This window comes from Nocardia sp. NPDC057353 (genome assembly GCF_042667085.1).
Classification (GTDB): domain Bacteria; phylum Actinomycetota; class Actinomycetes; order Mycobacteriales; family Mycobacteriaceae; genus Nocardia.
This window is the reverse complement of record NZ_JBHVAK010000025.1, coordinates 21,157-46,960: the sequence shown is the minus strand read 5'-3', so window position 1 is coordinate 46,960 and position 25,804 is coordinate 21,157. Positions and strand designations below refer to the sequence as shown.

Sequence of the window (25,804 nt, the reverse complement as noted above, 5' to 3'; positions counted from 1 at the left end):
GGCAACCGACGCCCATGACCGAGTCCGCGACGCACACCACCGACCCCACCCCGCGCCGCCGGGAACCCGCCCGACGGCCGGTGCGCAGCACCTACCGGCTCCAGCTCCGGCCGGACGCGCTGACCTTCGCCGACGCCAGGTCCATCGCGGAGTACCTTCAGCAGCTCGGGATCTCGCACCTCTACCTGTCGCCGATCCTGACGGCGGTGCGCGGCTCGACGCACGGCTACGACGTCACCGACCCGACCACGGTCTCGGCGGCGCTCGGCGGCCCGGCCGGGCTCAAGGCGCTCGCCGACGAGGTGCGCACCCGCGGCATGGGGCTGATCGTGGACCTGGTGCCGAACCACGTCGGGGTCGGTGACCCGCGGCAGAACAAGTGGTGGTGGGACGTGCTGCGGCACGGCAGGGAGTCGCAGTACGCGCACTGGTTCGACATCGACTGGAGCCAGGGCAACGGCGCGGGCGGGCGGCTCGCGCTGCCGGTGCTGCAGGGCGAGAACGACCCGGCCGCGCTCGGCGTCGACCGCTCCGGCCCCGAGCCCATGCTCAGCCTGCACGACATGCGGTTCCCGATCGCGCCGGGCACCGACGGCGACAATGCGCTGCGCATCCACGACAAGCAGCACTACCGGCTGGTGAGCTGGAAGTCCGGGGTCTGCACCTACCGGCGGTTCTTCGCGGTCAGCGAGCTGGCCGCGGTGCGCCAGGAGGACCCCGAGGTCTTCGAGGCCACGCACCGGGAGCTGGCCGCGTGGTGCGAGCACGACCTGATCGACGGGGTGCGGATCGACCACCCGGACGGCCTCGCCGACCCGATCGGCTACCTGCACCGGCTGCGGAAACTGCTCGGCCCGGACCGGCTGCTGCTGATCGAGAAGATCCTGGCCAACCGGGAGCCGCTGGACCCGACGCTGCCGATCGACGGCACCACCGGCTACGACGCGCTGGCCGACCTGGGCGGGGTGCTCATCGACCCGGCGGGCGAGCCCGCGCTCACCGAACTCTCCCGGCGGTTCACCGGGCACGGCAGCGACCGCTCCTGGATCGGCGAGACCGAGCACCGGATCAAGCGCGCGGTCGCGGAGTCGATCCTCTCCCCCGAGGTGCGCAGGCTGGTGGCGGCGATCAAGCACGACGCCGACGCCCCCGGCTTCGACACCATGGCGCTGACCAACGCCACCATCGAGGTGCTGGCCTTCATGCCGGTCTACCGGGCCGATTACAGCCCGCTGGCCGGGATGACCGGCGCCGTCGTCGCCGAGGTGGAGCGGCGCAATGCCGAGCTCACCGCGCCGCTGCAGGTGCTGGTGACGGCGCTGGCCAGGGACGGCGAGGCGCAGATCCGGTTCGACCAGGTGTGCGGGGCGATGACGGCGAAGGCGGTGGAGGACGCCATGTTCTACCGCGCGGTCCGGCTGATCTCGCTGCAGGAGGTCGGCGGCAGCCCGGCGCGCTTCGCCCGCTCGGTCAACGAGTTCCACCTGGCCAACAGCGAGCGGGCCCGGCGCTGGCCCTCCTCGATGACCACGCTCTCCACCCACGACACCAAGCGCGGCGAGGACGTCAGGGCGCGGATCGGGGTGCTCTCCCAGGTCGGCAATATCTGGGCGCGGCGCGTGCGGGCCTGGCAGGAGGCGACGCCTGGCCCAGACGGCGCGACCGCGCTCTTCCTGCTGCAGAACATGTTCGGGGTGTGGCCCGCGGACGGCCGCCCCGCCTCCTCGGTGCCGGGGCTGCGCGAGCGGATCCACCAGTACGCGGAGAAGGCGATCCGGGAGGCGGGCACCCGCACCTCGTGGGAGGACCCGGACACCGAGTTCGAGACGGCAGTGCACCGCTGGCTGGACGCGGTGATCGACGGCCCGGTCGGGACCGGGCTGAACGACCTGGTGCACGAGCTGGCCCCGCACGCCTGGTCGGACGCGCTGGCGCAGAAGCTGCTGCAGCTCTGCGGCCCCGGCGTCCCCGACATCTACCAGGGCTGCGAGCTCTGGGAGGACTCCCTGGTCGACCCGGACAACCGACGCCCGGTCGACTTCGCGGTGCGCGCGGGCATGCTGCAGTCGCTCACCGGCACCCCGGCGCTGGACACCACCGGCGCCGCCAAGATGTGGGTGGTCGCCTACGCGCTGTGGCTGCGCCGGGAGCGGCCGGAGTGCTTCGTCGGCGGCAGCTACCTGCCGATGCACGCCATCGGCGAGCGGGCCGGGCACCTCATCTGCTACGGCCGCGGCAAGCCGGGCAGGCTGCCCGAGGTGCTGGTCGCCGCCACCAGGCACAGCTACGCGCTGGCCCAGACCGGCTGGGCGGACACCGTCCTCGACCTGCCGCCCGGCGTCTGGACCGACCGGCTCACCGGCGAGACCTTCCAGGGGCGGGCGCACCTGGAGAAGATCTTCGACCGGCTGCCGGTGGCGCTACTGGTGCGCTGACGCCCGGCGCAGCCCCAGGTACTGCAGCGCGGCGAAGCCGCCGACCACCAGCGCCTGGAGCACCGCCCAGACCGCGCCGACCGCGGTGACGCCGAGCGCGCCGGTGACCAGGGCGAGCACGCTCGCCACCGCCCATGCGGCGTTCACCGCGATCACCGCCCCCGCGGCGGCGGCCGGGATCCGGGCGAGCTGCCCGACCGCGGCGACCGCGACGGCGTAGCCGGTCAGGAACACGCCGATCGCGATGCCGAGCGGGCGATCCAGGCCGAGCAGCGACTCGAGCGGCCCGGCGAGCGCCAGGTAGGCGAGGCCGTTGACCCCGGTGATCACGGCGTCGGCGCGCAGCGAGAGCCGCAGCAGTCGGTCGCCGGGGGCGAGCAGTCCGGTGTTCGTCATGACGGGAACCTCCTCGGGGTTCGGGGTGGGGATTACGCGGGAACCTGGTCCAGGAAGCCGTAGACGGTGCTGATCCGGCCCTGGTCGAGCACGGCGACGTCGAAGCCGAGCACCACCGGCGGGGCACCGGCGGGGCCGAGCCCCCAGGTGAAGCGCACCTGGTCGTGGTGGCCGTCCGGCTCACCCGCCTGCCGGAACTCCCAGCCGGGGAACTGCGCCTGGGCGGCGGCGATGCCCGCGTCGATCTCGGCGTGGCCGCGCACGGCCATGAGCGGGTCGGTGTAGGCGGCGTCGGGGGTGAAGACCCGGGCGATCGCCGCCCGCCGGGCGGCCGGGTCGGTCGTGTTCCACGCCGCCAGGTACTGCGCCACGATCTCGTTCACGATTTTCTCCTCTACCTGCTGGTTTGCGGTGTGAGGACAACGTTATGGCGGGCCGGGGGTGTGCCGAATCGGTCGCCTATAGGTACTTTTCGGTGATGCCGACCGCACTCTTCGGCCGCGCGGCCGAGCTGGCCCGGATCGACGCCATGCTGGCCGCGGCACGCACGGGCCGCAGCGGCGCGCTGGTGCTGCGCGGCGAGGCGGGCATCGGCAAGACGGCGCTGCTGGAACACGCGGCCGCGGCCGGGCTGCCGACGGTGCGCGGGGCCGGGATCGAGTCCGAGGCCGAGCTGCCCTTCGCCGCGCTGCATCTCCTGGTCCGCGGCGCCGACCTCGGCGCGCTTCCGCCGCGCCAGCGTGCCGCGCTGGACGGCGCCTTCGGCCTCGCCGAGCACGACCCGGCCGACCGCATGCTGATCGGCCTCGCGGTGCTCTCGCTGCTCGCCGAGGAGGCGGCCGACGGCCCGCTGCTCTGCCTGGTCGACGACGCGCACTGGCTGGACCGGGCGACCGCGGAGACGCTGCTGTTCGCGGCCCGCAGGCTCGATGCCGAGGGGGTCGCGCTGATCTTCGCCACCAGGGCGGGCGAGCACGACTTCCCGGCCCCCGGGCTGCCCGAGCTGCCGGTCGGCGCGCTCCCGCCCGAGGCCGCCGCCACGCTGCTCGACGCCGGGCACACCGGGCTCTCACCCACCGTGCGCTACCGCGCGCTGGTCGAATCGGCAGGCAACCCGCTGGCGCTGCTGGAGCTCCCGGCGCTGCTCGCCGCCGAGACCGAGGGCGCCGCGCCGGAACAGCCGCTGCCGCAGCGGCTTCGGCGGGCATTCCAGGGCCAGGTGGCCCGGCTCCCCGCGGCCACCAGGACGCTGCTGCTGGTCGCCGCCGCGGCGGACACCGCCGAGCTGGGCACCGTGCTGCGCGCGGCGGCGGCGCTGGGGGCGGGCCCGGCCGAGCTGGCCCCGGCCGAGCGGGCCGGGTTGGTGCGCACCGGCACCGCCGGGGTGGTGTTCCGGCACCCGCTGCTGCGCTCGGCGGTGTACCGGAGCGCGCCGCTGCCCGAGCGGCTGGCCGCGCACCGCGCGCTCGCCGACGCCGCGACCGGCCCGGAGAACGCCGATATCCGGGCCTGGCACCTGGCCGCCGCGGCCACCGGCCCGGACGAGGCGGTCGCCGCGGCGCTGGAGGAGACCGCGGAGCGGGCCCGCAGGCGCAGCGGTTACCACGGCGCGGTGGCCGCCTACGAGCGCGCGGCCGCGCTCAGCGTGGACGACGCGGCCAGGGCGCGGCGGCTGGTACCCGCCGCGGAGACCGCCGCCGAGGCCGGGCTGCTCGACCTCGCCCGCCGCTCGGCCGAGCGCGCCGCGGCGGTGGCTACGCCGGAGCAGGCCACCCTGGCCCGGCTGGACGTGGTGCGCGGGCTCGCCGAGTTCGGCGCGGGCAGGCCCGCGGCCGCGCACCGGTTGCTGCTCGGCGCCGCCGCCGCGAGCGAGCCCGCCCGCGCGGCCCGCATCCTCATCCAGGCGGTGCACCCGGCCTGGTACCTCGGCGACGCCGAGCTCACCGCGGTGGCGGACGCCTTCGCCGGACTCGCGCTGCCCGAGGTCGACCCGGTCGCGCCGATCGCGGGCTACATGCTGCCCGCGCTGCGCGGCACCCGTACCACCGACCTGCGGGACGCCGCCGCGGCGGCTCGGCGGCACGGCGCGGAGAGCCCGCGCGACCTGGTGCAGCTGTGCGGGGCCGGGCTGGTGGTCGGGCAGGACGCGCAGGTGGCCGAGCTGGCCGCGGAGCTGATCGCGGAGTGCCGGGAGCAGGGCCGGATCGCGCTGCTGCCGCCGCTGCTCTTCTTCCTGGCCGAGGCCGAGCTCTTCGGCGGCAACCGCGCGGAGGCCGCGGTGGCGGCGGCCGAGGGGCTGCGGATCGCCGTCGACGCCGGGCTCGGCCAGTGGGTGAGCCAGCATCACGCTTTCCGCGCCTACCTGGCGGCGCTGGCGGGCGACGAGCGGGAGTGCGCGGCCGCGGTGGCGGCGGCGACCGCGGTCGGCGGGGTGCGCGCGCCCGGCGGCACCTGGGCGGAGGCCGCGCAGGGGTTGCTCGAGCTCGGGCTCGGCCGGGTGGCGGGCGCGCTGCACCGATTGACCGCGCTCACCGCGGGGCCGGTGCGGCACCACGTGGCGGCGGCGCGGGCGCTGCCCGACGTGGTGGAGGCGGCGGTGCGGCTCGGCGAGCCGGAGCGGGCAGGGGATGCCGTCGAGCGGTTGGCGGAGTGGGCCCGGCGCGGCGGGCAGCCGTGGGTGGCGGCGCTGGAGCAGCGCTGCCGTGCCCTGCTCACCGGCGACGAGCGGTACTTCCGCGCCGCGCTGGAGTCGGGGGCGCGGCCGCTGGAGCAGGCCCGAACCCGGCTGCTCTACGGCGAGTGGCTGCGCCGGGCCAAGCGCAAGACCGAGGCGCGGGCGCAGCTGGAACCGGCGGCGGAGACCTTCGAGCGAGCGGGGGCGGCGCCGTGGGCGGCCAGGGCGCGCACCGAACTCGCGGCCATCGGCGGCGGCGCGAGCACACCGGCCGCACCGGGGCCGCTCGCCCGGCTCACCCCGCAGGAGCTGCAGATCGTCCGGCTGGCCGCGCGCGGCCTCTCGAATCGGGACATCGCGGCGCAGCTCTTCCTGAGCCCGCGCACGGTGGGGCACCACCTGTACAAGGCGTACCCGAAGCTGGGTGTGGCCGCGCGCGGCGAGCTGGCGGGGCTACCGCTGGAGCCGGGGTGACACCGCGGCGAGCGCCCAGCGGGCGGCGGCCAACCCGGCGCCGCCGAGCACCGCGACCGCGGGCGAGCCGGTGACCAGCAGCAGGACCAGCAGCGCGACCAGGCCGAGCGCGAGCGCCTCCAGCTTGAAGAGCGGCCACGGCACCCCGGCGAGCGCTACCGTCGGAGCCTCGGCGAGCGGGGAATCAGGGTGCACCGCTGTCATCTCTTCACCATAGCCGTGGGAAAGTTTTCGGTCCACCGAACTTTTCTGTTCCGTGTGTCACGGGAACAGCGCGGCCCGATCTGCGAGTTACTGGTTGCATGCCACTTACAGGAGAGTACGAACCGAGTACGTCGGATTGGGCCAGGGAGCAGGCGGAGCAGTACGAGAACTCCGGCGGCACCGAGGCCACCACGCTGCGCGGGGTGCCGGTCATCCTGCTGACCACCCGCGGCGCCAAGACCGGCAAGCTGCGCAAGACCCCGCTCATGCGGGTGGAGCACGGCGGCGAGTACGCGGTGGTGGCCTCGCTCGGCGGCGCGCCCAAGCACCCGGTCTGGTACTTCAACATCAAGGCCGACCCGCACGTGGAGCTGCGCGACGGCACCGAGACCAAGGACTACACCGCGCGCGAGGTGACCGGCGACGAGAAGGCCGCCTGGTGGGAGCGCGCCGTCGCGGTCTGGCCGGACTACGCCGAGTATCAGACCAAGACCTCCCGGGAGATCCCGGTCTTCGTGCTCACGCCGCGCTGACCAGCCCGGACACCCGCCACCCGGCGCGCGCGGCGCACGTGCCGGGTGGCACCATGGACCGGGTGTCCAATCCGCTTCCGGTACTCGAGACCCAGTCCATCGCGCATCCGGCTCTGACCGCTGCCGAGATCGACCTCGCGGCGGAGCGCATTCGGCACATTATCGAGCCGACGCCGCTGCAACACAGCCCGCGGCTATCGGCGCTCACCGGTGCGACGGTCTACCTGAAGCGCGAGGACCTGACCGCGGTCCGCTCCTACAAGCTGCGCGGCGCCTACAACCTCATGGTCCAGCTCACCGACGCCGAGCGCGCCGCGGGCGTGGTCGCCGCCAGCGCGGGCAACCACGCGCAGGGCGTCGCCTACGCCTGCCAGGCCATGCGGGTGCGCGGCCGGATCTACGTGCCGACCACGACGCCCAAGCAGAAGCGCGACCGCATCCGGGTGCACGGCGGCGAGTTCGTCGAGCTCATCGCGGTCGGCGAGAACTTCGACGCGGCCGCAGCGGCCGCCGCCGACGACGTGGCGAGCACCGGGGCCACCATGGTCCCGCCCTTCGACGACCCGCGCACCGCCGCCGGGCAGGGCACCATCGCCGCCGAGTTCCTGACCCAGCTGGAGCTCGCGCCGGACCTGGTGGTGGTTCCGGTGGGCGGCGGCGGCTGCCTCGCCGGAGTCGGCACCTACCTGCGCGAACGCTCCCCGCAGACCGGCATCCTCGGGGTCGAGCCCGCGGGCGCGGCCTCGATGACGGCGGCGCTGGTGGCGGGCGGGCCGGTGACGCTGCCGGAGATCGACCCGTTCGTGGACGGCGCCGCCGTCCGGCGGATCGGGGCGGTGCCGTTCGCCGCGGTCACCGAGTTCGGCGGGCGGGTGGTCTCGCACGGCTCGCTGCCGCTGCTCGCGGCGCCCGCGGGCGGCACCGGCGACGGCGACTTCGGGCTCATGCAGATCGACGAGGGCGCCATCTGCACCGCCATGCTGGAGCTGTACCAGAACGAGGGCATCATCGCCGAGCCCGCGGGGGCGCTCGCCACCGCGGCGCTCGCCGAGATCGCGGTGGAGCCGGGCTCGACCGTGGTGGTGCTGGTCTCCGGCGGCAACAACGACGTCTCCCGGTACAACGAGATCATCGAGCGCTCGCTGGTGCACCAGGGGCTCAAGCACTACTTCCTGGTGGACTTCCCGCAGGAGCCCGGCGCGCTGCGCCGCTTCCTGGACGAGGTGCTCGGCCCGGACGACGACATCACCGTCTTCGAGTACGTCAAGCGGAACAACCGGGAGACCGGGGCCGCGCTGGTCGGCATCGAGCTCGGCGCCGCCGACTGCCTGGACGCGCTGCTGCGGCGGATCGAGGACTCGCCGATCAACTGCGAGCGCCTCGACCCCGGCTCCCCCGCCTACCGCTACCTCACCTGACCGGAAATGATCGCGATCACCGCTGTCCGGCGCCGAGTTCGGCATCCCGTACGGCGACCACCTCGAGGCTGCCCTGCGCGTGGTCGGCCAGGGCAGCCTGGACCTCCTCGAATTTGAAGGCGGTCGCGTTCCGCGGTTCGGCCGCCCAGGCGATCCCGGCCGCCCAGATGCGGTCGGCCTGTGTCGGCGATGGGTCGACGGCGAGTCGTAGCCAAACTCCCGCCCAGTAGTGGTGCCCGCGACGCTCGCACCATTCAATGCCGACGTCCTCGAGGTAGGTCCGCTCGCGGACCCCAGAGAACTCATCCCACAGGGTCTTCCAGATCAGCGTGAAATCGGGGTCTTCGGGCTCGTTGAAGACGCGAATGCCGAGCTGGAAGAACATCGGGTCCCGAGTCGCGACGCCGAGGTCACGCCAGATGGGGATCCAGGCCGGTCCACGTTCCGCGGCACCGGCCAAGACCTCCCAGATCGCCGCCGCCACAGCTGGGCTCCCGACGGCCATCTTCGATAGCCTGTTGCTGATCCCGTAGATGCGGTGCCGAAACGTCTCGACGGAGATCGCTATCTCAAGGAGCACCTTGGACGTCGGCTCCTCGGCGTAGATGAACCACCAGATATGCCACCAGGTGCGGACTCGCGCCGATCTCCGGAGCCACCGGATGACATGCTCCCGGAGCGCGGGCTCCATGCTGAGGCCGGGGTAGCGCCCGCTCTCCACCGCGACCGCCCACAGGAATCCGACCTTGCTGTCCTCGTCCGCCATCTCGTCGAACCAGGCCGCGAGCAGATTCGTCGCCTTCTCGCGCCCGGCCTGCACCATCACCAGATCGAACACCGCGGGCCACTGATCGTCCCGCAGGTTGTTCTGCAGCCAGGTTTCGGCACGTTCCTGCCGCTCGGCCGGGACCAGCTCGAGCTTCACCAGGTGCCGGAAGACCTGCCCCCAGCCCCTACGGGGAACCGCCAGCCAGTCGAGCGCGAGCGCAGCCAACTCCTGCCGATGCCGCCCCTCGGCAGCGGAGCTGGCCGCTCGCCAGACATAGCTCCAGGTGACGGCATCCGGCCTGTTCTCCAGCCATTCGTAGGACAGCCGCTCCAGCTCCGGTCGGCACGACTCGGCGCGCTCGGCCAGGTAGGTGTAGAGGTGACCCCAGCCCATGTCGCTCTCGGGATTTGCCCGCAGCCACTCCAGCGACTCCCGGAAGTGTCCAGTCCGGACGACACTCGGAGCGATGTCATACATCTGCCGGGTGATGTACGACCAGCGGTCGGTGTTGACGAAGTAGGGCAGGTTTTCCATCGCATACCGGATCAGTTCGGCATCTTCCTCGGCAACTCCCCGGGCGAGGAGCACCCACACGCTCGCCCAGCCCTTCGATGCCGGGTTCGCGGCGAGCCACGCACGGCCGAGCCGTTGAATTTCCGGGGCACTGCGCTGGGTGTCCGACAGCGCGTCGAGCATGAAGGGCCATGACGCGTGGTCGATATCGCGCTCCAAGATGGTCATGATTCGGCTCAGCAGGTCGGAATCGATGACGGCATGGGGCGAATTCAGCTGCCGTCCGAGCGCGGTCCGGTATTCGTGATTTCGGAACTTGAACCACGTGAGCGTCGTCGCGAAGAGCGAGTTGGCAGCGGGATCCGTCGGGTACCGCAGCAACCAGTGATTGGCGGCGTGAAGGAACTCCACCGGAGCCGCCGGTGTCGCGAGCGCGACGGTCAGCCCGGGACCGTTCTCCTGGCGGATATCACGCAGTAGCCAGCTGACGGCCGCCCTGCGATCCGCGTCCGAGCGGCCGATCAATTCCGCGGTGAGCGAGCCGACGCCCTCCGGAGCGCTGTTCGGATCCCCCAGAATCTCCCTGCCCACCGCCGCGAGCTCGCCAGACTCGTCCGACCTGCGGATAAGCCGTGTGAGGAGCTGCACCCGGGCGGGATCGGCACGGTTCGCGCGCACACCGCGACCGATCATTCCGGAGATCTCGTCCTGGTGGTACCACGCGACCAGTCTCTCCACCACCAGCGCCCACTCGTCCCAGTCACTGTGCGCATCGAGGAAGTCCCGCACCCGGTCGACGGCAGCGATATCACTGCCGTCGACAATGGCGAGCAGCATGGTCACGAGGCCGGGGCTGGACGTGTTCGCCGTCTCCAACGCCTCCATCGCGATGGCGAGCGGATCCCAGCTCTGCACACAGGCGGGCGCCAGGACGTCCACGCGAATCCAGGCACCGAGGGCGTGGAATCCCAAGCGATCGGCCCGCGGCCTCAGCACCTCGGCGGCGCGAGCCAACGCCTTCGCGGCATCCTGCCTTCGCACCCGGCGACCGGCGGCGCTGCGCTTGTTCTCGGCGATGCCGAGTGGCTCGAGCAGGGCGAGCACGATGCCCGAGTGCGCATACCCGCCCTCATCCGCATCGACCGCCTCGAGCAGGGCGTTGATGAGGTGCGCGCTTCGATTGTGCGTCTTCTGCATCGAGGGATGCCAGATGTTGTAGAGAATCTCGGCGAGATGCGGGTGACTTAGCCAAACTTCACGGCGCCCGATCTTGGTGGCGCCGAAATGGAGATCGCGTTCCAGGACGGCGAGATTGTCGCGCGTCTGCGGATTGAGCTTCTCGACCGCCGCCCTCGGGTAGCCCACGTACAGCCGATTGAGCGCTATGACATGATCGATGAACTTCTCGAGTGCCGGATTCCCCATGGAGCGGATTCGCCTTCGGAACCGCCGCGCGAACACTCCGATATCGGCGTGCTGCCACCATTCGAAGAAGAGTTGCAGAGGTAGCATATTGGGTTCGCGCAGCGGTAGTTCGCGCGTGTCGCCGGTGCGTCTTAGGTACCACGTCCGCAGATCGCCCGCGAAATCGTCACTGGGAATTCCGTGGTACAGCGTCTTGATCTCGAACTCGTCGTCGTACTGCTCGCGGAAATCCGCCAGTTGCTCGCTCGGCCCGCAGCACACGACGATGGGGAGCGAATCGAATTGCCGGTGCTGCCGGACGGGGACCAGCTCGGAGATGGCGCGCCGGAAATACGCGCTGACCTCGTCGATTCCCCTCGAGAGCGGATCGTCCAGTCCGATGACGACCCGGCGCAGACCGCTCACCGCCTTGGCGAATCGCACGGCCTCCGGCAGGCCCTCGACAGCCTCCGCCAGCCAGAGCACCGTGACCTGCGGACTGGCGTTGAGCCGTGCCAGTGTCTGCAGGAGCAGGATACTTTTTCCCGCTCCCGAGGGACCTTCAATCCAGAACAGGGGAATCCGCGCCCCGAACGAGACCTGCGGGCTGGACGCGAGACTCTCGTACCAGTCCCAGAGGCTGGCTGCGACTCTATCCACACGCTCGCCGCCGGGAGCGAAGTAACCCTCCCGGAGGTGGCTGATAGTCGGCTGACTGGACACCAGAAATCCGTCCGCCAGCAGATCGACCTCGGTGGGTTCCCGATCCTCCTGCGACAGAACTATGAATGGTGTGTCCGTCGCTGACCGGCGCGCCGAAGACAGCTCGTGCGCTATCTCTCCGGCCAGCGAACTGCGCCCCGCCGCGTCGGCCATGATGTGCCTGATCCACTTGTCGATCAGCGCCTGCGGTTGCCGTATCCGGTACTCGGTCGTCAGAATGCTGATCAGTTCGCCGTGCGGATCCGGTTCGTTCGAGAACTCCAGTGCTTCGACCACCGCCTCCGCGATGGTTGGATCGGGCTGCTGCTGGGCCCAGGCCAACGCCGCATTCTCTTTCGCCGCGATGTCCGATCGGATGTAGCAGATCCGGAAACGCAGCCGTGCGACCAACGACTGCTCGACCCGCTCGGCCAGTTGGCGCACCTCGAGCAGCACGTTGAGCGCGGAATGCAGCTGCCGCACATTGAGGGTCTGCTTGACCTCCGACGTGAACCAGGTCTCGTCGCCGAAGATAGCGTAGTCCGCGATCTCTTCGTAGCGCAGGTCGGGCATCTCCGAGGAGATCTCGCTGGCGGCGCGGAGGTAGTTCAGCAGCGCTGTATGCACCTGATAGTCGAAGCCCGATATGCTGTGCTGGCCGCCGCTTGTGCGCGCGGCCACCTTGCTCTGCCGGACAGCCTCGATCAACGTCGTCACATTCGACGCCCGTATGCGATTTTCTGCCGCCATTGTGTTCTCCAGAAATCTATAGGGCCGCTCGCACAGGCGCGATCGAGTCGATATATTTTTCGATTCGGAGTCGGGCAACCCCACTTCTGTAGGTTTTCCGTTTATCACCCCGGTACAGCTGTTCCAATATTTCGGACACACGCAATACTGTCGGCTGTGCCGCCGTGGGAATCGGCAGACTTTCCGCGATCTGCTCCGCCGCCCAGGACAGGGCTCCCTCGAGCGCGTCGATGTGCGATATTGCGTCCGCCTGGTTGGCGAGCAGGCAGTCCAGGGTGTGCCCGGCATTCGGGTCGGTGAAGGTCGTCGGGTTCCAGATCGCGTGCCCGTCCCGGGAGACGTACGCTCGGGTCGACCACTGCGATGTCCTGTTCGCCGCTGTCAACCGCTCGCTGTCGTAGTCGCCCGGCGGCCCCAGCGAAGCCAGCCCCGCCAGGCAGGAGGCCGCCGCAACGTTCTCGAATTCGAAGTCGGAGAGCGAGCCTTCGCCGCGGATAGGCGCCCCGATCGTATAGACATTCGCGGGCCACGGATCGCCGAGCTGCCCATCCGTCAGATGCGGATTACCGATCCGCTCGCGCAGCTCGTCCGCCAGCCCGTCGAGCGAGCGATCGGCGCGAGCGTCGACCTGGGCCGCCCTCCACTCCCGCGCGCGACGCAGATCGCTCACAGAGTGCGCCAGCTCTGGGACCGGCCAGGCGCCGACGGCCTCGATCTGCGCGAGTACGACGACCGCCCAGGGATACATCCGGACCCGCATGACGCCGGAGGCTCCGCCGGGGCCGGAGAGCGTAACCGGCTCCCACCACTGGAATGGTAGGCGTCGCGCGTACGCGGCATCCCACCGGATTCCGTGCATTTTGCTCGGCGCGGCGAGGTACGACGACCAGAAGCGGGACCAGTGCTTCCGCTGCGGATAGTGATTCCAGGGCATGGTTAGGTTCGGGTTATAGGAATCGAAGAGGGCGCGGTAGCCCGCCGACGTGATCAGCTTGCCTCGGTTCTCGGCGAGCAGCTCGGGGTAGATGGTCGTCCAGCTGATCCGGAACGCCACTTTCGTCACTCGTGCCATCGTTCCTCCGCTATAGTGTCCGAGACTCCTTGCTACGGTAAGGGAATGGCCGGCATTGCCGGCCATTCGTCTTTCATCAGGAGCTCTGGATCGCTGACACGGTCTGCCCGGGGTCGCCCACCTCCGGCCGCGGGACCACCTCGACCTCGCCGACATCACCGGCGACCCAGCTCAGCCGCGCCTCGCTGGATCTCCAGATCTTCTGCCATATCCGGCACGTCCGGCCGTCGACTACCCAGTTCTCCACGCTCTCGAGCAGCTCGCTGCTCGCCGAAAGCCGTATCCGAGGAGCGATGAGCACCGTGTCCTCGGCGCTGTCGGCAATCAGCAGCGCTCCGCGGCCGTCGTACATCACTTTGGGAAACGTCGATCGGAATCCGGCGAGATCCCGCAGCGCGAGTTTGCGCAGCAGTGTCCTCGGGTCGTCCCGCTCGGCGGGAACCGCTGCCCAGTGCCACACTCGTGAGACGGCCACCGCCGCCACCCACAGCAGTGTGGCAATGGCGAAACTATAGGTGAAGACCAAGAAGATGTCATTGAATCCGTAGCTCTTCAGGTAGTCTCGCCGCTCTCCCGGCGGCAGCCACTGCGTGATCGTCGGATAGACCTTTGCCATCACGAGCGACAGGAATACGCCCGCGACCGCAGTGAGACCGACATTCGCGATGGTGCTTTCGGTGGCCAATTCCTTCTGCACGCCTGCGCCGATCCCCGCCAGCCGCAGCAGGAACCAGAACGTGAGAAGTACGATCAGGCCGGGGGCGAGCAGGAGCGTGGGCACCCCCACCACCTGCAGAATGTCCGACTCGCCGAATACCTCGACCGTGAACGGGATCGTGGCAGCGAGGCGGTGTGGTTTTGGCGTCCCGGGGTTACGTACCTCGGCCTCGACGACTGCCGCGCGCGGACCGGGGACCACCGCCCGCATGGCATCGATCTGAACAGGTAGCAGCACTTCTTCCCGCGGGAGCATGGTGTAGGAACAACCGGTTCCCCGTTGCCGCTCCACTGCGAGCACGGTCTGTCCGCCGGGACACTGCACCGTCAGCGTCACCGAATTCGGGGCCGTGATCGAGAGGCTGGTCAGCTCGATCGCGTCGTTCCGCTGGTTGACGATCTTCACCAGCGCGGTCGCTGTCCGGTTCTCGTTCACCGTCAAGTCCGCGGCAAGTATGGAAAGTTCGACCAGGGCGGGAGCGGCGGACGAGGTGACGAGGACCTTCCCAACCGTGATGTCGGGACCGGCTCCGGCAGCGCCAGACACCGGTGTCTTTTCCACGATGAAAGCTATGGTGACGTCATTGCCACTTCCCTCCCTGATACGGGTAGCCGTGAAGCCGATCACGGCTGCCCGCCCGGCCTCGATCACCAGCTCGGGATTCGGCAACTCCACGCGCACCGAATCATTCGACGGTCTGGCCATGAGCCGGACTCGGGTCGAAACCGCGCCGGGATTACTGATCTCCACCAAACCGGAGGCCGATTCGTCGGGAGCCAAGGTGAGTTCGCCGGGCGTCGCGATGAAGCCTCCTGGGTCTGCCCGTACCGAGGCGAATCCGGGGCTCAATAGCTGCAATCCGGCTGCCAGGACCAGTAACACGGCGGCGATGCCGAATTTCACACTTCCCCCGAGTCGCTGGGCGGGCTGCCTCGGAGCAGCCTGACAGCGTACTCATCCGGCGAGAGCTCACGAATTTTGTGGCATTACTCAGGGTCAGAGTAGGATACGGAGTCCGGATTCTCTGTCGGTCGAACGATCGACATCGGATCCGCCCCGCTCACGCCGCGGAGCGGGTGGCGGGCGCGAGCTCGGCCCCGGTGCCGCGCAGGCAGCCGACGATCAGCGGGAGCAGCCAGGCCACGGTGGAGATGTCGAGGCCGAAGAACGGCAGCGTGAAGCGGTTGTGCACGAAGCCGACCGAGATGCCGGAGCGCGGGTCGACCCAGCCGAACGAGCCGTTCAGCCCGATGTGGCCGAAGCCGGTGTGCCCGCCGGGCACCGGGATGGAGTGGTACCCGAGGTGCCACATCATCGGCAGGTAGAACAGCGCGTGGTCGAGCTGGTAGCTGCGCACCTTGCGCATTTCGTGCAGCGTGTGCCCGGAGAGGTAGCGCTTGCCCTGTACCGTGCCGTCGCCCGCGAGCGCGCCGTACACGGTGGCCAGCGCGGAGGCGGTGCAGACGCCGTTCGCGGCGCCCTGCTCGGTCTGCAGCAGCGAGGGCTGCGCCCCCTCCAGGATGGCCTCCAGCCCGGGCACGAAGAGGCAGCGCACGGCGGCCCCGACCACGCCGGGGATGCCGTGCCCGCGGCCGAGCACCAGCGCGGCGATCGGGCTGCGGGCGGCGCTGAGCTGGGTGCCCGCCATCGGCGCGTAGCGGGTGGCGGAGCCGGGGCTCGGGTAGCCGAGGTGCAGCCCGTCCCGGATGCCGAGCGGCTCGGTGACCTCCTCGCGGAAGAGCTGCCCCATGCTCTTGCCGGTGACCGAGCGGGCCAGCCCGCTCATCAGCCAGCCGTAGGTGAGCGCGTGGTAGGTCGGGGTGCCGAGCAGGTGGTCCGGCGCGGCGGCGGCCAGCCGCTGCTCCATGAGCTCGTGGTCGAGCACCTCGGTGGTGTTCCGCGCGACCTGCCGCAGCGCGGAGAGCCCGGCCCGGTGCGTCATGACCTGCTCGACGGTGATGGCGGCCTTGCCGTTGGCCCCGAACTCCGGCCAGTACTCGGCCACCGGCGCGTAGTAGTCGATCAGCCCGCGGTCGGCGAGCCGGTGGATCACGGTGGCGGTGATGCCCTTGGTGGCGGAGAAGACCACGGTGCCGGTGTCGGCGGTCCACGGCCGGTCGCCGCCGTAGCCGGTCCAGATGTGGGCGAGCGGTTGTCCGTGCCGGTACACCGCGAGCGCGGCCCCCGCGTCCCTGCGGTGGCCGAAGACCCGCGCGAAGGTGCGGACCAGCGGGGCGAACTCGGTGCCGGCGCTGCCGCCGACACCGTCCGGTAGCTCGGCGCAATCGCCGGCGGAAGCAACGGTGCTCATAGAACAACGGTAGTCGGGTGTTTCCACTCCGGCAATCACCCGTCCGAGACGGTGATTCAATTGTTCTCGCAGGCCAGCAGTGTGAAGGAGTGCCCGGGGAGCACGGTTCCGGCACCGTCGGGCGAACTGTCCGGCTCGGCCGAGGCCAGTACTGTGACGCCGGTCACCGGTACCGTCGCCGGTTCGGTGCCGAGGTTGCAGGCCAGCTCGAGGCCGCCGCGGGTGATCACGATCCAGTTCGCGCGCTGGTCGTAGCGGACCGCGTGGTCCGGAATCCAGGTGCCGGTGAACTCCGGCCGCAGCCGGCGCACCGCGAGCAGATCGCGGTATAGCTCGAGCAGGCGGGCGCGGGACGGGTCGGCGGATTCGGTCCAGTCCAGCTTGCTGCGGGCGAAGGTCTCCGGGTCCTGCGGGTCGGGGACCTCGGCGGCGGCCCAGCCGTGCTCGGCGAACTCCGCCTTGCGGCCTGCTGCGGTGGCGGCGCCGATCTCCGGGTCGGTGTGCGAGGTGAAGAAGAGGAAGGGCGTGCGCGCGCCCCACTCCTCGCCCATGAACAGCATCGGGGTGAAGGGGGCGAGCAGCACCAGCGCGGCCTTGACCGCCAGCTGGCCGTCGGTGAGGTTCATCGACGGCCGGTCGCCGATCGCCCGGTTGCCGATCTGGTCGTGGTCGCAGGTGTAGCCGAAGAGCGCTGAGGGCGGGGTCGTGCTCCGGTCCACCGGGCGGCCGTGCCTGCGCCCGCGGAAGCTGGAGTAGCTCCCCGCGTGGAAGAAGCCGCGGGTCAGCGTGGTGGCCAGGCACTCCAGGCTGCCGAAGTCGGCGTAGTAGCCCTGCCGCTCGCCGGAGACGGCGGTGTGCACGGCGTGGTGGAGGTCGTCGTTCCACTGTGCGGTGAGGCCGTAGCCGCCCGCGGCGCGCGGGGTGATCAGCCGCGGGTCGTTGAGGTCGCTCTCCGCGACCACGGTGAGCGGGCGGCCGACCCTGGCGCTGAGCACCGCGACCTCGGTGGCCAGCTCCTCGAGCAGGTGCGCGGCGGTGCGGTCGACCAGGGCGTGCACCGCGTCCAAGCGCAGCGCGTCGAGGTGGAAGTCGCGCAGCCAGCGCAGCGCGTTGTCCAGGATGTGCCTGCGCACGTGGTCCGAGCCGGGGCCGTCCAGGTTCAGGCTCTGGCCCCAGGTGTTGCGGCCGTCGGTGAGGTAGGGGCCGTATTTCGGCAGGTAGTTGCCGGAGGGGCCGAGGTGGTTGTAGACGACGTCGAGCGCCACCGCGAGCCCGCGGGCGTGGCAGGCGTCGACGAAGCGCTGCAGCCCGGCGGGGCCGCCGTAGGAGTCCTGCACCGCGTACCAGAGCACGCCGTCGTAGCCCCAGTTGTGCGTGCCGTCGAAGGCGTTCACCGGCATCACCTCGACCACGGTGACGCCGAGGCCGACGAGGTGGTCCAGCTTGCCGATCGCGGCGTCGAAGGTGCCCTCCGGGGTGAAGGCGCCGATGTGCAGCTCGTAGAAGACCGCGCCTGGCAGCCCGCGGCCGGGCCAGGCGGCGTCGGTCCAGAGCTCCGGGTCCGGGCTCCAGAGCGCGGAGCGGCCGTGCACGCCGTCCGGCTGCCACGGCGAGCGCGGGTCGGGCAGGACGGTGGGGTCGTCGTCGAGCAGGAAGCCGTAGCGGGCGCCGGGGGCGGCCGGGACCTCGGCCCGCCACCAGCCCGCGTGGTCGCGGCGCATGGGGTGCACCGCGCCGTCGAGATCGAGCCGGACCAGATCCGGCCGGGGCGCCCACACCTCGAAGAGAGTCACCCGGCCAGGATTCCACGATCGCGGCCGGTGTGCCGGGAACGGGAAAGGCCGCCGGTCCAGTGGACCGGCGGCCTCGTGACCCGCGCGGTGGGCACCCCTCGCCCCCACCGCCGGGAGCGCTACAGGATCTCGATCTGCAGGTAGTACTCGGCATTGCCGCGCGTCGGCGCGATATCGAGGACGTAGTCGCCGGAGAGCGGCAGCCAGACCTCGGTGTAGGTCTCCTCGATCGCCAGGATGGTGCCGTCCGGGGCGATCAGGGTGAAGGTCGCGTTGTCCTCGACCGAGCCGAGCCCGGCGCTGAACAGCTGGCCGGAGCGGGCCTCCAGGATGTAGGTGTCCGAGTCGCCGCGGACGACGGCGCCGCCGATGCCGCCGCTGCTGGTGCCCGGCTGCAGCTGCAGCTCGGTGAAGACGCCTGCGGCAGCCTGGCCCGACGCACCCGCGATGGTCAGCGCGGCGGCGGCCGCCAGCGCGGTGAACGCGAGGGCCAGCAGCCGGAACTGGGCGCGAAGGACGTTCATTGTCTCTCTCCTGTGTGTCTCGGTCGGTGTGTTGAGGAAAGAATGCGGTCTCCCGCTTTTCGCGCCCTTAACATCCGGTCAACGCGCACACTGGGGTGATGGCGAGGGTGGGCGTGCAGCAGGGGGAACTGCGGTTGGACGGCGAGCCGTGGTGGCCCGCCGGGCTGAACGCCTACCAACTCGCCACGAACTGGTCGATCAACCGCGGCTGTGGGGCCCAGGTCGACCTGGACGCGTATTTCGCTGCGCTGCACCCTGATTCGCTCACCCGGTTCAATGCCTTCGAGTCGCTGGCCACGCACAAGGTGACCGGCGCGCGGGACTGGGCCCCGATCGACGCGGTCTTCGCCGCCGCCGAGCGGCACGGCCAACTGCTGATCCCGGTCCTCACCGCGCAGGACGGCGCCTGCGAGGACGAGCAGTTCAAGCAGTACAACTGGTACACCGACGGCTGGCGCGGCCCCTTCGCCGCCTGGACCGCGGCCGCCACCGCCCGCTGGCACGGCTCCCCCGCGCTCGCCGCCTGGGAACTCGTCGGCGAACCCGAGCCGGGCGTCTGCCCAGACGGCGACTGCGCCTGGAACGCCCGCACCTGCCCGCCCGACGCCGCCGCCGTCCTGCGCGCCTTCATGGACGAGGCGGGCGCGATCGTCCGGGCGAACTCGCCGGACACCCCGATCACCGCCGGACTCCTCGGCGGCGGCCAATGCGGCTCCGCCGGTGACGAATACGGGTTCATCGCCGAGTCGCCGTACGTCGACATCATGCAGTACCACGACTACGGCGCCGACGGCGTCCCGCTCCCCGGCGACCAGTGGAACGGCCTCGCCCGCCGCATCGAGCAGGCGCGGGCCGCCGGTAAACCGCTGCTGGTGGCCGAGATCGGGCAGCACAGCGACCAATCACCGGCGTCCCTGGCCCAGCGCGCCGCCGACATCGAGCGCAAGATCGACGGCCAGCGCGCCGCGGGCACCGCGGGCGCCCTGCTCTGGGCCTTCGTCCCCGACCCGCGCCCGGGCGAGCAGACCTACGACATCGGCCCCAGCGACCCGCTCTTCACCCTCCTCGCCGGCTAATACTGCAATGGCACTCAGGCAAGCTACCTCACCTGAGTGCCGTTGCAGCACTTAGCCATGATTCAGACTCTCTCACTGGTCAAGCCCGCAAACAACGGGCCCTGCCACAAAGTCTGACGCGCGACAGCCCCACATCATCCGCGGCTACTTCGGCGCACCCGCGTCCGCTACACCCGAATCGAGGAAACCGAATAGTTCCAGGTCAATAACTATTGGCGTTCGTCTGCTCGTGGTGGTGGAGTCGGAGTCGTAACCAAGCTATTGAAGCTGTGACGGCGCACAGTCAGGTAGGACTTTGACGGCCGCTCAAATCTCGGCGATATTGCCGAGCAGATTTCTGGTAGCCCTGCATGGCTTGTCCGCCGATCAATCGACATACAAGCGTTTAGTTTACTGCTAGCCTACTGCTGATCAGCGTACCGTTACCAACATGTCAGGAGAACCATGAAGACTCGACTTTGGATCGCTGCGGTTATTGCTGGCTTGCTGTGCGCACCTAGTGCGACGGCGGCGGCCGAACCTGCCGCGGGATCTGCACGCGACGCCGAATTTGTCACCAACAATCTTGGCGAGGTTAAGCTTGACTTCATCAAGAAATACTGTGTGCGCTCCAAGAATAATTACGAGGTATTTGATGACTGGAATTGGCCAGCCTACGCGCTCTGCGTGCTGCTTGGTGGACAGGTGAAAGACCGCAGACCGTAGTTCAAGAATCGAACACACCTGCTTAACCCTGGCCTGCTCCAGACGCCCTCCTACGCCGAATCACTGATTCGAGCGGCGTACCCGGACAACGAGTCGTCCGATATAGGTCGTCGCGTCCAGATGCGACTACATCGCCAGAAGCTCGCCACCCGAGAGCGGCGGCCCACTCGAATGGCCGCTCTGCTGGACGAGCAGATCCTGCACCGGATCGTCGGCAGCCCAGCGATCATGGCTCAGCAGCTGAAACATCTCGCCGACATCGGCACGCGCGACAACGTTGAATCAGAGTGGTGCCCTTCGCTGCGGGTGTCCCGCTCGGTGACCTTACAGGCCCGTTCACCATCCTCGACTTCGACCAGGGCACGAAAGCAAGCACGAACCATCGGTCGTCTACGTCGACAGCTACACCGGTGACCTCTACCTCGAGCGGTCCGAAAGCGTGGATCGATATCGAATCGCCTTCGAGACCTGCGCCCGCTTAGAGTTGAACCCGCAGCAGACACGTGACCTGCTCCGGCAGGTGGCAAGGAAATACGGGCGGTGACCGTTGATTTCGCGGGGCGCGCTGGTTCAAGTCCACCAAGAGCGGCAGCAAAGACTGTGTCGAAGTCGCTTTTCGCGGGTGTTCAGGTCGGTGTCCGAGACTCTAAAGACATCGAGCGTGGGCATCTGACGTTCTCCGCGAGCGCCTGGGTGCCTTCACCTCCGCGATCGCAGGCGGGGATTTCGACGTGCGGCAGCGGTAGCCCGCTCAATTGCGATCCCGCTCCGGGATGACCCGGTACAGCCGCCAATCCGGCTGATCCTGACCGTCGTTCGGCGCCTCCAACTCCAGAACCCCCACCTCCCCACCGTTCTCGTAGATGGTCGGGTAGCGGCGGTTGACGGCGTCGGCGGTGCCGCGGCCGACCGGGGGGACGGCGAGGATGTAGCGGACGCCGTGCGCGGCGGGGTCGCTGAGGACGGTGATGAAGTCCTCGTCGGAGGGGATGACGAACTGCTTCGGGTGGTCCGAGGCGACCACGACGCCGAAGCCGGAGACGGTGTCGGTGACGACCGAGCCGTCCGGCAGGTCCTGGGCGTCGAGGTAGTCGGCGATCTGCCGCTCGGTGCGGAAGGTGGCGAGGATGCGGCGCTCGGTGTCGACCGTCGGCGCGGTGTCGCCGGGGCCGGTGAAGAGGCTGCGCAGGGCGTACTGCTGCACCGAGATGGTCGGTTCGGCGAGGCCGACGGCGGTGATCGGCAGGCCGAGCACCAGGAGGGCGGCGCCGAGCGCGGCGGCGAGGCGGGCCCGCGGGACGGCGGCGGCGCGGGGGCGGGCATTGCGGCCGGGTCGCCGGGCGACGGGGGCGCCCGCGGGCGGGCTGAGCTGGAGGGCGTAGACGCAGACGAGCGGGAGGCCCGCGATGTAGAAGCGGAGCAGGGGGAAGGTGGCGCCGTTGAAGTAGGCGTACGCCTGGAAGGCGAGCACCGAGCCGAGGATCAGCGTCGGCACCAGCACCTCGACGTCCCGGCGGCGCCACCCGAGCGCCAGCGCGACCGGCGCGATCAGCGGCAGCGCGGGGGCGAGCACCAGCAGCCCGGCGGCGGAGAAGCCGAGCGCGGCGAGCCCCTGCTGCGCCGCGCCGCCGGACTGCTCGATGATGGCGGCATTGCCGTAGGCCGAGCTGAACTGGGCCAGCCCCTCGCCGGTGAGCAGCCAGCTGGTGACGAACCAGGTGAGTACCGCCAGCGCGCCCGGCCCGATCAGCAGCAGCGCGTCCAGCACGCCCGCGGCGATCCGGTCGCCCCGCTTGCGACCGCGGCCCGCCCGGTAGCTGCGCAGCGCGACGAAGGCGGCGGTGACCGCGATCGGCACCACCGCGTCGTACCTGGCCAGGTAGCCGAGCCCGAGCGCGGCGCCCGCGGTGATCAGGTCGTGGATGTCGTCGGTGCAGACCCAGCGGATCAGCCTGCGCACCGCCCAGCAGACGCAGAAGACGAACGGCGCCTCGCTCATCCCGGTCAGGGCGTAGCAGAGGATCATCGGGTTCACCGCGAAGACCGCGGTCACCAGCACGGTCAGCCACCGGGGCGCGCCGCGGTCGACGCCGACCCCGTACACCTGCACCACCGCGCCCGCCATGAAGAGCGCGGAGACCACCACCCCGGCCACGCCGTACCGGGTGAGCGCGGGCAGCCACGGGCTCAGCGCCACCAGCGGCAACTCCAGCAGCGCGGTGAGCGGGGTGAAGACGAAGCCGATGGCGGCCAGGTGCGGGTCCCGGCTGAAAAGCACCGCCTGCACGGCCTGCACCCGGCTCAGCGCGTCACCCATGAGGTAGCCGTGCCGCACCGCCAGCACCCAGCCGAGCGCCAGGTAGACCAGGGCGGCGCAGGCGAAGAGCAGCGGGACCGCGCGCGACCTCATGGCGCGGGCTCGTCGGTGGTGACCTCCAGCCCGTGCGCGGTCTTCTCCCAGTACGACGGGTTGCGCAGCAGCTGCCAGACCCCCTTGATCGCGGCGATGCTCATCATGAACCAGTAGATCGGCACGGTCAGGCAGGCGACGACGAGCCGGGGGTCGCGGCCCTCGCGGCAGCCGATCAGGTTCATGTAGATGGTCAGCGCGTTGCCGAGCACCAGGCTGATCAGCGCCGGGTAGTAGACCGCGGGCGGGAAGACCCAGGCCACCGCGCGCGGCTGGCCGAGCAGCCAGAGCACCAGCACCAGCCAGAAGATCGCGTTCACGCAGGCGATCAGCGGGGTCCCCGCGAGCAGCAGGGTGAAGCGCAGGAAGGCGGCGGGGCCGATCGAGCGCCAGAGCCGCACCGGGTGCCTGGTGTGCACGAGCCAGGACTGGAGATACCCCTTATACCAGCGGGAACGCTGGCGCAGCCAGTTGATCGGGTCGCTGTTGGCCTCCTCCCAGGTGATCGAGTTCAGCACCGCGGTGCGGTAGCCGTTGATCGCCAGCCGTACCCCGAGGTCGGCGTCCTCGGTGACGTTGTACGGGTCCCAGGCGCCGATGTCGTCCAGCACCCGGCGGAGCAGGTGGTTGGAGGTGCCGCCGAGCGGGATCGGCGCGTTCACCCGCATGACGCCGGGCAGCAGGTAGCTGAACCAGACGTCGTACTCCACGGTGAACCAGCCGGTGAGCAGGTTCTGCCTGCCGTTGCGGAAGGCGAGCTTGGCCTGCACGCAGGCGGTCCTCGGGTCCGAGCGGGCGAAGGTGGCGACCACCTTGCGCAGTTGCAGCGGGTCCGGGACGTCCTCGGCGTCGTAGATGGTGAGGATCTCGCCGGTGGCGAAGTGCAGCCCGTAGTTGCAGGCCTTGGGTTTGGTGCGCGGGTCGGCGGCGGGGACGAGCACGACGGTGGCCACCTGCTCGACCCCGGCGGCGGCCGCGGCGGCGATGGTGGTGTCGTCGTCCTCCTCCAGCAGCAGCAGGATCTGCAGTTTGTCCTTCGGGTAGTCCAGCGCGCGCATGGCGGCGATGAGCTGGCCGATCACCTCGGTCTCGTCGTAGGCGGGCATGAGCACGGTGTAGGGCGGGAGCTCGGCGTCCGGGACGGCGCGCGCCTCGTCGTCGTCGATGGTCACGATGGCGTCGGCGGGCAGCCCGCGGCGGAAGATCAGCAGCCGGTCCAGCAGCGCGGCGACGTAGGCCAGCGTGCTCGCGGCGGTGAGCGTGGTCAGGGTGGGGATCGGGGCGAAGATCCCGCCCGCGATCAGCGCCGCGAGCAGCGCGAGCGCGATGCTGCGCTGCCAGGGGGTGAAGGGCACCGCCGCCGAGGCGCTCGGGGTGCGCTCGCGCAGCCCGGAGACGGCGTCGTGCAGCGCGGCGGCGCGGAACTCGGGGTCGGTCACGGCGCCTCCCACTGCTCGGCGACCAGTGCCCTGCCGAAGGTGGTGAGCAGGTCGACGTCCTTGTACTCCGGCTTGTCGTCCACCGCGACGGCGTTGCCGCGCATCAGGATCGTGAAGCTCTGCCCGGCGATCGAGCCCATGTTCGGCGTCGGCTCGGGGAACGGGGCGTCCGGGTCGTGGTTGTCGACCGCGATCACCCGCACCGACTCCACCACCGCGCCGCGCTGCCAGATGAAGCTCAGGTAGGTCCAGGTGAGGAAGAGGTTCTCGTCCACGATGGTGTAGATGCGGCCGGTCTGGCCCGGGGCGAGCTCGATGGTGAGCGGGTCGGAGCGGCGGGCGTAGATGGTGGAGTACAGGGTCTGCCCCGGGTAGACCTGGAGATTGAAGACGTCGTCGGTGTTCAGCGTGTCGACCACCAGGGTCCGCCTGCGGCCCTTGGAGTCCCAGGCGTCGACCACGCGGTCGGCGGTCACCACCTGGCGGACCAGGGTGGCGTCGGCGCCGAAGTACTGCGGCGCCCAGTCCAGCCGGGCGAAGCCGGTCTGGGTCCAGCCGTCCGGGACGTTCAGCCCCGGACCGCCTGCGAGCGGCGGGCCGGTGCCGATCCGCTGGTCGATCGGCGGCGGCAGCGGCAGCAGCGCGAGCGCGAGGGTGACGGCGCCGAGCAGGATCAGCGCGGGCCACGGCCGGGCGACGGTCGGCTCGCGGCGCGGCACCAGGTGCGCGTTCGGCTCCTTGAAGCGGATGGTGTGCCAGATGAAGTAGAGCCCGACCGCGGCCGCCGCGACGGCGGCGGGCAGCTGCTGCACGAACGGGTTGGGGATGCCCGTCGTCAGCAGGTCCAGCACGCCGACCAGCGCCAGCCCGACGAGCAGCCCGACCACCGCGCCGAGCAGCCCGCGCCGCCAGGTCCGCGCCACCGCGATGCCCGCGCAGAACCCGACGAACAGCACCGAGACCAGCGCCGATGCCTTCCAGTCGCCGCCGAGCAGCACCGCGATGGCCCGGTACGGCAGCGGCCCGAACAGCACCACCACCAGCCAGACCGGCCAGAACCGCCCGGTGGCGCGCAGCCCGAACATGAGCACGCAGCCGCCGAAGTAGTAGGCGACGCCCGCGTACATGTCCAGCCGCAGCAGGTCGAAGGTGTCCGGGTAGCGCGGCACCATCAACCCGACGATCACCACCGCGAGGACCAGCGCCATCCCGCCGACGATGTAGTCGACCTGGCGGTCGTGGATCGGCAGCTCCCGGTACCGGCGCCGGGCGATGCCGAGCGCGGCGACCAGCGCCAGCAGCGGCAGCATGACCAGGTACCCGATCCGCTGGCCGTTCTCCGCGGTCGGTTGCAGCCGGTCCAGCGAGGCGTCGAAGGCGATGGCGCCGCCGCCGACGATGGGCACCCAGCGCAGGGTGATCGCGAGGACCGGGTGCCGGAACCAGAGTGAGTGCTGCGCCGTGTCGGTACTCACGGCCCCGCT

20 protein-coding genes and 1 pseudogene are annotated in these 25,804 nt (G+C 70.4%); 9 read left to right on the top strand and 12 right to left on the bottom strand.

What is annotated here, in order from left to right; translation table 11 throughout:
* The first annotated feature begins 14 nt into the window (after positions 1-14).
* Complete coding sequence (treY, locus tag ACFUUZ_RS15485) at positions 15-2,435, top strand: malto-oligosyltrehalose synthase (RefSeq protein ID WP_378696538.1); 2,421 nt, start codon at positions 15-17, stop codon at positions 2,433-2,435.
* Here the strand turns inward: treY and ACFUUZ_RS15480 are convergent.
* Complete coding sequence (locus ACFUUZ_RS15480; protein WP_378696536.1) at positions 2,421-2,831, bottom strand: hypothetical protein; 411 nt, start codon at positions 2,829-2,831, stop codon at positions 2,421-2,423. The genes treY and ACFUUZ_RS15480 overlap by 15 nt on opposite strands.
* Positions 2,832-2,863: 32 nt before the next feature.
* Entirely contained in the window at positions 2,864-3,214 is a 351-nt protein-coding gene (locus tag ACFUUZ_RS15475) for a nuclear transport factor 2 family protein (protein ID WP_378696534.1), read from the bottom strand.
* 95 nt (positions 3,215-3,309) lie between these two features.
* Here ACFUUZ_RS15475 and ACFUUZ_RS15470 point away from each other — a divergent pair, with 95 nt between their 5' ends.
* Positions 3,310-5,979: an AAA family ATPase gene (locus ACFUUZ_RS15470; RefSeq protein WP_378696532.1), complete on the top strand. Its 2,670-nt coding sequence runs from the start codon at positions 3,310-3,312 to the stop codon at positions 5,977-5,979.
* On the opposite strand, the gene ACFUUZ_RS15465 is transcribed toward ACFUUZ_RS15470, so the two are convergent.
* The gene (locus ACFUUZ_RS15465) at positions 5,959-6,183 is read right to left on the bottom strand and encodes a hypothetical protein (protein WP_378696530.1); all 225 of its coding nucleotides are present in this window, start codon (positions 6,181-6,183) and stop codon (positions 5,959-5,961) included. The genes ACFUUZ_RS15470 and ACFUUZ_RS15465 overlap by 21 nt on opposite strands.
* A 98-nt stretch (positions 6,184-6,281) precedes the next feature.
* Here ACFUUZ_RS15465 and ACFUUZ_RS15460 point away from each other — a divergent pair, with 98 nt between their 5' ends.
* On the top strand, positions 6,282-6,716 hold the full coding sequence (locus ACFUUZ_RS15460; RefSeq protein ID WP_378696528.1) for a nitroreductase family deazaflavin-dependent oxidoreductase: 435 nt from the start codon (positions 6,282-6,284) through the stop codon (positions 6,714-6,716).
* A gap of 53 nt (positions 6,717-6,769) precedes the next feature.
* A complete protein-coding gene (gene ilvA, locus ACFUUZ_RS15455) occupies positions 6,770-8,134 on the top strand; it encodes a threonine ammonia-lyase IlvA (RefSeq protein ID WP_378696526.1) in 1,365 nt (454 codons plus the stop codon).
* Between the two features lie 16 nt (positions 8,135-8,150).
* On the opposite strand, the gene ACFUUZ_RS15450 is transcribed toward ilvA, so the two are convergent.
* The 6 genes from ACFUUZ_RS15450 to ACFUUZ_RS15425 form a co-directional block, all read right to left on the bottom strand.
* Positions 8,151-12,239 carry a hypothetical protein gene (locus ACFUUZ_RS15450; protein WP_378696524.1) on the bottom strand — a complete coding sequence of 1,363 codons (4,089 nt, stop codon included), beginning with the start codon at positions 12,237-12,239 and terminating at the stop codon, positions 8,151-8,153.
* A 49-nt stretch (positions 12,240-12,288) separates the two neighbouring features.
* On the bottom strand, positions 12,289-13,344 hold the full coding sequence (locus tag ACFUUZ_RS15445) for a hypothetical protein (RefSeq protein WP_378696522.1): 1,056 nt from the start codon (positions 13,342-13,344) through the stop codon (positions 12,289-12,291).
* A 76-nt stretch (positions 13,345-13,420) separates the two neighbouring features.
* Positions 13,421-14,965, bottom strand: a complete 1,545-nt coding sequence (locus tag ACFUUZ_RS15440; RefSeq protein WP_378696520.1) for a hypothetical protein — start codon at positions 14,963-14,965, stop codon at positions 13,421-13,423.
* A gap of 157 nt (positions 14,966-15,122) precedes the next feature.
* Positions 15,123-16,373 carry a serine hydrolase domain-containing protein gene (locus ACFUUZ_RS15435; protein WP_378696518.1) on the bottom strand — a complete coding sequence of 417 codons (1,251 nt, stop codon included), beginning with the start codon at positions 16,371-16,373 and terminating at the stop codon, positions 15,123-15,125.
* Positions 16,374-16,429: 56 nt separating this feature from the next.
* Positions 16,430-18,166: a malto-oligosyltrehalose trehalohydrolase gene (gene treZ, locus ACFUUZ_RS15430; protein WP_378696516.1), complete on the bottom strand. Its 1,737-nt coding sequence runs from the start codon at positions 18,164-18,166 to the stop codon at positions 16,430-16,432.
* A gap of 119 nt (positions 18,167-18,285) precedes the next feature.
* Positions 18,286-18,690 (bottom strand): hypothetical protein, encoded by a 405-nt coding sequence (locus ACFUUZ_RS15425; RefSeq protein WP_378696514.1) that lies wholly within the window; start codon positions 18,688-18,690, stop codon positions 18,286-18,288.
* A 98-nt stretch (positions 18,691-18,788) separates the two neighbouring features.
* Here ACFUUZ_RS15425 and ACFUUZ_RS15420 point away from each other — a divergent pair, with 98 nt between their 5' ends.
* The 5 genes and pseudogenes from ACFUUZ_RS15420 to ACFUUZ_RS15400 all read left to right on the top strand — a co-directional run bounded on the left by ACFUUZ_RS15420 (position 18,789) and on the right by ACFUUZ_RS15400 (position 21,248).
* Entirely contained in the window at positions 18,789-19,766 is a 978-nt protein-coding gene (locus ACFUUZ_RS15420) for a beta-mannosidase (RefSeq protein ID WP_378696512.1), read from the top strand.
* Positions 19,767-20,210: 444 nt separating this feature from the next.
* On the top strand, positions 20,211-20,471 hold the full coding sequence (locus tag ACFUUZ_RS15415; RefSeq protein ID WP_378696510.1) for a hypothetical protein: 261 nt from the start codon (positions 20,211-20,213) through the stop codon (positions 20,469-20,471).
* An 18-nt stretch (positions 20,472-20,489) separates the two neighbouring features.
* The gene (locus ACFUUZ_RS15410) at positions 20,490-20,885 is read left to right on the top strand and encodes a Scr1 family TA system antitoxin-like transcriptional regulator (protein ID WP_378696629.1); all 396 of its coding nucleotides are present in this window, start codon (positions 20,490-20,492) and stop codon (positions 20,883-20,885) included.
* Positions 20,857-21,015 (top strand): annotated as a pseudogene (locus ACFUUZ_RS15405) (Scr1 family TA system antitoxin-like transcriptional regulator); the annotation flags it as partial. The gene ACFUUZ_RS15410 and the pseudogene ACFUUZ_RS15405, both read left to right, overlap by 29 nt.
* Positions 21,016-21,071: 56 nt before the next feature.
* Positions 21,072-21,248: a DUF397 domain-containing protein gene (locus ACFUUZ_RS15400; RefSeq protein ID WP_378696627.1), complete on the top strand. Its 177-nt coding sequence runs from the start codon at positions 21,072-21,074 to the stop codon at positions 21,246-21,248.
* Here ACFUUZ_RS15400 and ACFUUZ_RS15395 read toward each other — a convergent pair.
* From ACFUUZ_RS15395 to ACFUUZ_RS15385, 3 genes are read right to left on the bottom strand one after another with little or no spacing between them, the layout of a single operon-like run.
* Positions 21,223-22,881, bottom strand: coding sequence for an ArnT family glycosyltransferase (locus tag ACFUUZ_RS15395; RefSeq protein ID WP_378696508.1), 1,659 nt, complete (start codon positions 22,879-22,881; stop codon positions 21,223-21,225). The genes ACFUUZ_RS15400 and ACFUUZ_RS15395 overlap by 26 nt on opposite strands.
* Complete coding sequence (locus ACFUUZ_RS15390; protein ID WP_378696506.1) at positions 22,878-24,320, bottom strand: glycosyltransferase; 1,443 nt, start codon at positions 24,318-24,320, stop codon at positions 22,878-22,880. The genes ACFUUZ_RS15395 and ACFUUZ_RS15390 overlap by 4 nt, the downstream gene beginning before the upstream one ends.
* Positions 24,317-25,795 (bottom strand): hypothetical protein, encoded by a 1,479-nt coding sequence (locus tag ACFUUZ_RS15385; protein WP_378696504.1) that lies wholly within the window; start codon positions 25,793-25,795, stop codon positions 24,317-24,319. The genes ACFUUZ_RS15390 and ACFUUZ_RS15385 overlap by 4 nt, the downstream gene beginning before the upstream one ends.
* Positions 25,796-25,804 lie beyond the last annotated feature (9 nt).